Source organism: Actinoplanes sp. NPDC048791 (assembly GCF_040650095.1).
Lineage (GTDB): Bacteria > Actinomycetota > Actinomycetes > Mycobacteriales > Micromonosporaceae > Actinoplanes.
The window spans coordinates 1-7,844 of record NZ_JBEZGQ010000338.1; the positions used below are offsets into that span (position 1 = coordinate 1).

A 7,844-nucleotide genomic window follows, 5' to 3' on the forward strand; every position below is an offset into this window, starting at 1 on the left:
CGGGCCCGGACTGGCTGACCGAGCAGGACCCTTTCGGTACGGCGGCAAGCACGCTTCGCAGGGCGGGGCTGGCGGTCAACGCCTGGATCGTGCTGACCCACAACACCCGGCTCGGCCTGGCGCACCCGGAGACCGCGGTGGTGAACTGCTTCGGCGAGCGCTACCCGTACGCGTTGTGCCCGGCTCATCCGGAGGTCCGCGCGTACGCGGCGACCTTGGCCGCTGAAGCCGTCCGCGATGTGGCCGTGGACGGGATCTCGCTGGAGGCGTGCGGACAGCTCGGCCTTGCCCACCTTGGACACCACGAGAAAACCGACGGCGCTTGGACTGCGGCGGAGGTACGGCTGCTGTCCGTCTGTTGCTGTGCCTCGTGCCGTTCCGGTTGGCGGGCGGCGGGTCTCGTTCCTGATGAGGTCGTGGCCGGGCTGCGCACGGGTTCGGTGTCTGAGGAGGTGCTGGCGGCGGTGCTGGCGAATCGGCACGCGAACACTGATGCCTTGCGTTCCGAGGTGTTGGCCGCTGTCCGTGAGCAGGCGCCCGGGGTGCCGATCACGTTGCACGCCAACCCTGATCCCTGGGCGACCGGGCCGTCGCCGGGTCTCACGTCCTCCGCCGTGGCTGACGTCGACGCGCTGTTGGTGCCGGCGTGGCCGACCACTGAGGCCTCCGCTGAGCTGGTGCGCCGGGCTGCCGCGACGGGTCTGCCGGTCGACGCCTATGTGACGGTGCTGCCGCCGGCCGAGGCGGACGCCGTACCCGGGCATGTGGGCCGGTTGCGGGCGGCCGGCGCGGCCCGGATCAGCTTGTATCACCTCGGTCTGGCAGGCCCGGACCGCCAGAAGCTGCTCCAGATTGCGGCAACCGCCGCGTAGTTTTCCGGGCGCGGGTTCGAGGCCCGCGCGCCGCACGCTTCGGCCGGCCTGCAATGCACGAGCCATTGCTGCTCGGCGCCAGCTGGAGTAAATGACGCCGGTCGAGGTCAGAGGTGGAGTTGGTCGATAGTCAGGCCGACATCACTGAGGATCCAGTGCGCGAACGATGCGCAAACCGGGGACGGAGGGCCGCGGCGGCATCAGGCAGCTACGGTGACCGAAAGTTCCCGAGGAGCGCCGAACTCCTCGATCAGGCCGATGAGTGCCTCACGAAGGTCTTCCAGCGCCGCTTCCTCGGTGTCACCCTCGCCGTGCGCTCCTACACCTGGACGCAGTTGAGCGTGCACACACCAGACGCCGTCCTCGTCGCGCTCGACCACGACCGGCACGGTAACGGTGCGAAGTTCGGAGATGCAGGCACCATAGCGCGCCGAAGAGGGATTCCACGTCCGCGCCGGCCTCTTCCGATCCATCACGCGACTATAGTCGTGTGACTACCCCTGAATCAACCGGACGGCGCGGCTGGATAGACCCTGCGGTGCGGTGGGAGCGTTGGACGGACGGCGCGGACCATCGGCGCTGGTTCACGGCCTCGCCATCGTCGGCGCCCAGGTCAGCGCGGCCGCCGGCACAGCTCATGGCCGTCGGGGCAGAGGTAGTAGTCCACGCCCGGCTCCAGGCGCGTCCGCGATTCGATGCGGTAGGTGGCGCCCGGGCCGCCCGGTGCCAGCACGATGACGTACGGGGCGTTGTGGTCCCAGCCGCCGTCGTAGCCGGCGAAGACGTCAGTTGCCCCGGCGGCGTAGCCAGATTCGAAGATCGCCTTGTCGGTCGTCGGCAGGTTCACCGTGGCCTGCTCGGCGCGGCCCTCGCGGAGGCCGTCGGCATGCCCGGCGTCGTACCCTTGATCGGCCGCCGGCCTCGGCCCGGCGCCCGTCACCCGGCCCGCCCAGAATGCGCCCGCTCCGACCAATATCAGAAGTACCACTGCCAGCCCGGTCGACACCCGAATTCGCATGCTTCCATCTTGGCCACCGACGGTCAGGTCTGAACGGTATGGATCCGGAGCCCGACTTCGTATTCCGGCTGCCTCGTGCACCGACCTGACGCGCCGGGTGATTCTGGACGACGTTGCGCCACCGGACACCCTGCGGAATGCGGTGCGGTAGGGAAGGCTGAACCAATGGACCGGCCACCCCCCGACCGTTGCACCGAGGGCCTCCCACTTCCGCAGGTCGACGACCTGGACTCGGTGGGACCGTTCGTCATCCGGTGCGTCTACGCGCTACCCCGCGACGGCACCGATCGCCGCCTCGGCGAGGACGGCACGATCAGCCGCTCGCTGTCGGCGATGCAGGCCTGGTTCGCCGCGCAGACCGGTGCCCGTCTGCGCTTCGCCGCCGAACCGGTGCGCACGGTCCGGCTGCCCGAGACCGACGCCCGGATCGCCGACCGCGGTTCGCACGTCCGGGACCGGATCGAACGCCTGTTGCGGCGGCAGGGCTTCCACGAGCCCCGCACGCTGTACGCGGTCTGGTACGACGGGAGCAGCACCTCGTCGTGCGGCGGCGGCGCCTGGCCACCGCAACTTCGCGGCCGAGTGTCGGCGCTGTACCTGCAGGGCGCGTACGACGACGTGCTGTGCGCGGAGGACCGGTTCAGCCCGGACGGAGTGACACCGGAGATCAACGAGTTCAAGATGCTGCACGAGATCCTGCACACCATGGGCTTCGTCCCGCCGGGCGCACCCCATCACGCCCGGGCCGGGCACGTCGGCAACAACCGCAATGACCTGATGTACGCCGGCGACCTGCCCTGGAACCCATCGGTGATCGACCCGCACCACCAGGACTATTTCCGCACCGGCCGGACCGACCTCCCGGACCTGGCCCGGAGCAGCTTCCTGGACCCGTTGCCGGCCGGTGCGGAGCCGCCGCCGGTCTGGTGATCTCAGCCGCGGTTCCCGCCGGAGATCTCCGCGTCCGCTTCGGCGGCGTTTCAACGGCCGTGACTCGCCTTGCGCGCTTTCCACGCCGCTTGCAACGCCCACAGATTCTCCATTCCGGTCTTGTCTGTGAATGCTCTGTCCCGCTACCGTGCACCGGCTTTGACGAATCTCTGAGGGAGACATAAAGAGAATGACTGCTACCCAGACCCCCATCGGCACGGGCTCGAAGTCCTGGGTCGTCGCGCTGGTGCTCAGCTTCTTCGTGGGCGTGCTCGGCATCCACCGCTTCTACGTCGGCAAGATCGGCACGGGTGTGCTCATGCTGATCACCTTCGGCGGGTTCGGCCTCTGGGCGCTGATCGACTTCATCATGATCGCGGTCGGGAAGTTCACGGACAAGCAGGGGCTCGCGCTCTCGCGCTGACCCGTATCTCGGCGATGCCCGGCTGCGCCCCGCGAGTGACGCGGCGGCGGGGCCGGGCATCGGTTCTTTCAGGCGCTCAATGTCCGCAGGTGGGCCAGATCCCGCCCGACGGCGGCCACGGGGTCGGCCATCGGGTAGTGGGCGTGCAGGGACAGCGGGCCGGCATATCCGCGCTCGCGGAGCGTGCCCAGCGTCGCGGGCCAGTCGACGACGCCGCCGTCGGCCAGTGGTTGCCAGGCGAGACCGGTCCCGCGCCAGGCCGCGTTTTTGACGCCCACGCAGGCGATCCGGTCACCGAGCAGGTCCAGGCTCATCGGCAGGTGTTCACTGCCTTCCATCGCCTGGTTGCCGGGGTCGAGGTAGACGGGCAGTTCCTCCGTGAGGCGCAGGGCGTGCGCCGCCGACGGGTGGATCGTGCCGTGGTGCAACTGCAGGGCCACCCGTACGCCGTGACGACGGCCCAGCCCGGCCAGCGCGGCCAGGTCACGCCGTGCGGTGTCGAGGATGCGCTGGTAGCCGGGTGCGGCGTCGTACCGCCACCAGCCGAGGCGGACCAGCCGCACGCCCAGCTCGGCGCACACACCGAGGATCGTGTCGGCGGTGTCGTCGGCCCGGACCAGATCGGTGGTGACCACGCCGAGCTCCAGGCCGTGGCGGGTGAGCTCGGCGGCGACGTCCCTGAGCCGGGTGGGCTCGTCCGGTGTCACGGTCTGGCCGTCGCGCACGACCAGCTCGGCTCCGTCGGCTCCGAGCGTGGCCAGGGTCGCGGCGAGCCGGCCGGGCGGGAGAGCCCCGAACGGCTTCGTCATGACAAGTAACCGGATAGCGTCCATGGATGAGGACGAGTCTAGGCCAGCCGGGAGCGGCGCGCATAATCGTGGCCGTGACCGATGATCAGGGCCGGATTCGTCCCGGACACACGCCGGAACGGGTCGGGTTCTTCACCGACGCGGTCTTCGCCATCGCCATGACGCTGCTCGTCATCGAGATCCCGCGCCCCGAGGGGGACGAAGCCTTCTCGGTCGGGGACGGCGTGAGCAAAGCGGCGGCGGCCCGGCACCTCTGGGACTTCTTCATCGCGCAGACCGGGTCGTTCGTCGCGTACCTGCTCGCGTTCTTCATGCTCTGGACGGCCTGGCGCCAGCACCACCGGCTCTTCGACCGGCTGGACCGGCTCTCGCCCGGGCTGGTGGGGTGGCACTTCCCGCTGCTTCTGCTGATCGGCTTCCTGCCGTACCCGACGACGGTCTACGGCCATCACACCGACAACCCGGCGGCGGCGCTGCTGTTCGTCCTGTCCTTCGGCGGCCTGCTGATCGCCCGGTCCGGCGTGCAGAGCCAGGCTCTGCGGGACAACCTGCTGCGCACCCCCGCCGACGCCGCCGAGGTGCGCACCGGCGCCCGGGCGTCCTGGATCGTCGCCGGGTACTGGCTGGCGTCCGTGCTGCTCTGCTGGTGGACGCCCTGGGTCATCGTGGCCTGGGTATTGACGCCGGTCATCGGCTTTGCGCTCGCCCGGGGCGACAGGCGTCGAGATACTTCGATAGGTTCGGGCTGACCACTCCACGCCGGACCGTGACCCGGTCCGCGACGGAAGGAAGTTCGACCGTGCGACGACTGCTGGTGGCAACGCTCGCCACCGCACTGACCCTGGCCGGGACCGCGCTCCCGGCGCAGGCCGCACCCACTCCCGGCGGCGCCGGGCTGGGCGACGAATACTTCCCGGACTACGGCAACAGCGGCTACGACGTCTCGCACTACGACGTACGGCTGCGCTACTACCCCGGCGAGGACCGCCTCACCGGCACCACCACGATCCTGGCCGCCGCGACGCAGGATCTCAGCTCGTTCCACCTCGACTTCGTGCTCGACGTGGCCTCCGTGAAGGTCAACAACCGGGCCGCCACCTTCACCCGCGAGGGCGACCACGAGCTGGTCGTCACGCCGCCGCGGGCGGTCAGCCAGGGTCAGACGATGACCGTCGTGGTGCAGTATTCCGGCGTGCCGTCCAACAAGGTCGCGGCCGGCTACACCGCCTGGACCCGCACCGCCGACGGCGCCCTGGCGGTCGGCCAGCCCGAGATCGCCTGGTGGTGGTTCCCGAGCAACGACCACCCGAGCGACAAGGCCACCTTCGACGTCTCCGTGGCCGTGCCCGACGGCGTCGAGGTGCTCAGCAACGGCGTCATGCCGCGCAACCCCACCCAGGACATTCTGGGCTGGAAGCGGTGGAGCTGGCGCTCGCTGCACCCGCAGGCCACCTACCTGGCGTTCCTGGCCATCGGGCAGTACGAGATCACCCGCGACACCACCGCCGACGGCCAGCAGGTCATCAACGCGTACTCGGAGCTGCTGCCGCAGGACTTCGAGGACGCGGCCAAGGCCAGTGTCGAGCGCACCGCCGAGGTCGTCGAGTGGGAGAGCGGCGTCTTCGGGCCGTACCCGTTCGAGGCGCAGGGCGGCGTCGTGGGACCGCCGGGCGCGCTCGGTTTCGCCCTGGAGAACCAGACCCGGTCGGTCTACTCGTCCGGCTTCTTCCGCAGCGGCGCCAACATGTCGGTGGTCGTGCACGAGAACGCCCACCAGTGGTTCGGCGACAGCATCTCGGTCGAGCAGTGGAAGGAGATCTGGCTCAACGAGGGCTTCGCCAGCTACGCCGAGTGGCTGTGGTCCGAGGAGCAGGGCGAGGGCACAACCCAGGAGATCTTCGATTACCTGTACGCCACCCAGCCGGCCGACTTCTGGACCATCGCACCCGGCGACCCGGGCGCGGCCGACATCTTCAGCAACCCGGTGTACGACCGGGGCGCCATGACGCTGCACCAGCTGCGCCTGACCATCGGTGACGAGGACTTCTTCGAGCTGCTCCGCACCTGGGCGGCCGAGCAGAAGGACGGCGACGCGAACACCGCCGAGTTCATCGCGCTCGCCGAGAAGATCTCCGGTCAGCAGCTCGACGAGCTGTTCCAGGCCTGGCTCTACACGCCGTCCAAGCCGGCGATCGAGGGCGTCTCCGCGCTGGCCCGCAAGGCCGCGCCGAAGGCCCCGAAGTCGTGGGCGAAGATCCAGCAGACCCACGAGCTGCTGCACGCACACTGATCCGTCCCGCTGCGGGCCCGGCCGGAGACGGCCGGGCCCTCAGCGCAGTTTTCTCAGTGCAGTTTCGCCTCGTCGGCGGCCTCGCGGCCCGACTCCCAGCCCTCCAGGCTGGCCACCCGGAAGCCGCGCCCGCGCGTGGTGCTCGGGAACGAACGGTCCCGCGCCTCCCGCACCTGCACGTCCCGCGAGGCGAGCACCGGCAGCAGCGCCGCGGGATCGGCGGTCTGGTCCAGCGCGGCCCGGCTGGCCTCGGCGAGCCGTTCCCCGATCCGCACCGCGTAGCCGACCAGGAACGACTGCCGGAAGTTCTTGAGCCGCGACCGGCCCGCCTTGCCGCGCGGCTCGGTGCGCGCCATCGCCCGGTGCGCCTGCACCAGCAGCGAGGTGTGCAGCAGGTCCACCGCGTCGATGTCGGCGTCGAAGCCGAAGACGGTGGCGAAGCCGAACTCGGGGGACCAGACCACGTGGCAGCGGTTGGCCCGGGCCACGGAGTTCAGCAGCGACGCCTTCTCACTCTCGTACGGGTGATCCACCCCGATCCGCCGGGCGTACGGGACCACGGCGCTCTCACCCCCGGCGGCCAGCAGCGCCTCGTCGATGCTGTGCCGCGAGATGAGCTCCTGCGCCTTGGCGCTGTACGCCTCCGCCTCAGCCGGGAAGGTCGTCGCCTCGGCCTTGGCCAGCAACGCCCGTACCCGTTCCAGCTTGGCGTCGTTGCCGGGCGCCCGCCGCACCGGCGTCGCCTGCCCGGGCGGCGGCACGAGCACCTCGATCGGCGGCAGCCCGTTGAGCAGGGTCACCAGACTCAGCACCGCGTCGATCAGCGAGACCCGGTCGATGCGGCGGTGGGTGGTGACCTGCCGCAGGTAGTCGGCGTCGTCACCCCACCAGGGGCGGGCGTCCAGCTCGGCGGCCTGGTCCCGCCAGCGCTCGTCGACCGTCTTCGGCCGGAAACCCCGCAGGTACGCGGCGACGGAGTCGACGATCAGCAGCGGCTGCATCCCGGTGCCGCGCCGGGTGACCAGGCGGTGCAGCTCGGCCGGCTGCCAGCCACCCCGCCACAGTCGCGCGGTGGCGTCGAACAGCGCCGTGGCCAGCGCCGGATCCACCTCGGCGGCCGGTGCGACGGTGAGCGCGTCGAGGCCGTCCTCGTACCCCGTCCGCCCGCCGACGATCGCCCCGACCGTCTCCCGCACCGTTTCCACGCGGCCATGATGCCTGGTCGGGCCCGGACTCCTCGCACAGCGGGGCCGCCGGGCGGCGCACGTCACCCCGGTGGTCGTACCGTGAGCCGCATGACGACGGCAGCTCAGCTGATGGCGTTCTGCGGCGTGGTGAGCCTGGGCGCGATGTCGCCGGGCCCGGACTTCGCGGTGGTCGTGCGCCGCGCGGCCCTGCGCGGACGGGTCGAAGGCATGGCCGCGGCCACGGGCGTGGCCACCGGCGTCTTCCTGTGGGCGGTGGCGGCGGCCGCGGGGGTGGCGGCGCTGGTCGCGACGGT

The 7,844-nt window shown here is 70.7% G+C and carries 10 protein-coding genes; 6 read left to right on the forward strand and 4 right to left on the reverse strand.

Annotation, left to right across the window (positions count from 1 at the left end; genetic code table 11):
• Positions 1-872 (forward strand): hypothetical protein (locus tag AB0C29_RS23365; protein WP_360823640.1); only part of this gene is annotated, 872 nt, incomplete at its 5' end.
• Between the two features lie 200 nt (positions 873-1,072).
• Here AB0C29_RS23365 and AB0C29_RS23370 read toward each other — a convergent pair.
• Together AB0C29_RS23370 and AB0C29_RS23375 are read right to left on the reverse strand one after the other, a co-directional pair.
• Positions 1,073-1,252, reverse strand: a complete 180-nt coding sequence (locus AB0C29_RS23370) for a hypothetical protein (RefSeq protein ID WP_360823643.1) — start codon at positions 1,250-1,252, stop codon at positions 1,073-1,075.
• Between the two features lie 233 nt (positions 1,253-1,485).
• Positions 1,486-1,890, reverse strand: coding sequence for a hypothetical protein (locus AB0C29_RS23375; RefSeq protein WP_360823646.1), 405 nt, complete (start codon positions 1,888-1,890; stop codon positions 1,486-1,488).
• A 165-nt stretch (positions 1,891-2,055) separates the two neighbouring features.
• On the opposite strand from AB0C29_RS23375, the gene AB0C29_RS23380 reads away from it, so the two are divergent.
• Positions 2,056-2,820, forward strand: a complete 765-nt coding sequence (locus AB0C29_RS23380; RefSeq protein ID WP_360823649.1) for a hypothetical protein — start codon at positions 2,056-2,058, stop codon at positions 2,818-2,820.
• Between the two features lie 190 nt (positions 2,821-3,010).
• Positions 3,011-3,244 carry a TM2 domain-containing protein gene (locus AB0C29_RS23385; protein ID WP_360823652.1) on the forward strand — a complete coding sequence of 78 codons (234 nt, stop codon included), beginning with the start codon at positions 3,011-3,013 and terminating at the stop codon, positions 3,242-3,244.
• Positions 3,245-3,312: 68 nt separating this feature from the next.
• Here the strand turns inward: AB0C29_RS23385 and AB0C29_RS23390 are convergent, their stop codons facing one another.
• Positions 3,313-4,053, reverse strand: coding sequence for a TIM barrel protein (locus tag AB0C29_RS23390; RefSeq protein ID WP_360823655.1), 741 nt, complete (start codon positions 4,051-4,053; stop codon positions 3,313-3,315).
• 74 nt (positions 4,054-4,127) lie between these two features.
• On the opposite strand from AB0C29_RS23390, the gene AB0C29_RS23395 reads away from it, so the two are divergent.
• Both AB0C29_RS23395 and AB0C29_RS23400 read left to right on the forward strand, forming a co-directional pair.
• Positions 4,128-4,802, forward strand: coding sequence for a TMEM175 family protein (locus AB0C29_RS23395; protein ID WP_360823658.1), 675 nt, complete (start codon positions 4,128-4,130; stop codon positions 4,800-4,802).
• A 50-nt stretch (positions 4,803-4,852) separates the two neighbouring features.
• Positions 4,853-6,343: a M1 family metallopeptidase gene (locus AB0C29_RS23400; RefSeq protein WP_360823661.1), complete on the forward strand. Its 1,491-nt coding sequence runs from the start codon at positions 4,853-4,855 to the stop codon at positions 6,341-6,343.
• Positions 6,344-6,396: 53 nt separating this feature from the next.
• On the opposite strand, the gene AB0C29_RS23405 is transcribed toward AB0C29_RS23400, so the two are convergent.
• Positions 6,397-7,548: a DUF2786 domain-containing protein gene (locus tag AB0C29_RS23405; RefSeq protein WP_360823664.1), complete on the reverse strand. Its 1,152-nt coding sequence runs from the start codon at positions 7,546-7,548 to the stop codon at positions 6,397-6,399.
• Positions 7,549-7,638: 90 nt separating this feature from the next.
• Here AB0C29_RS23405 and AB0C29_RS23410 point away from each other — a divergent pair.
• On the forward strand, positions 7,639-7,844 hold a 206-nt coding region (locus AB0C29_RS23410; RefSeq protein ID WP_360823667.1), incomplete at its 3' end, for a LysE family transporter.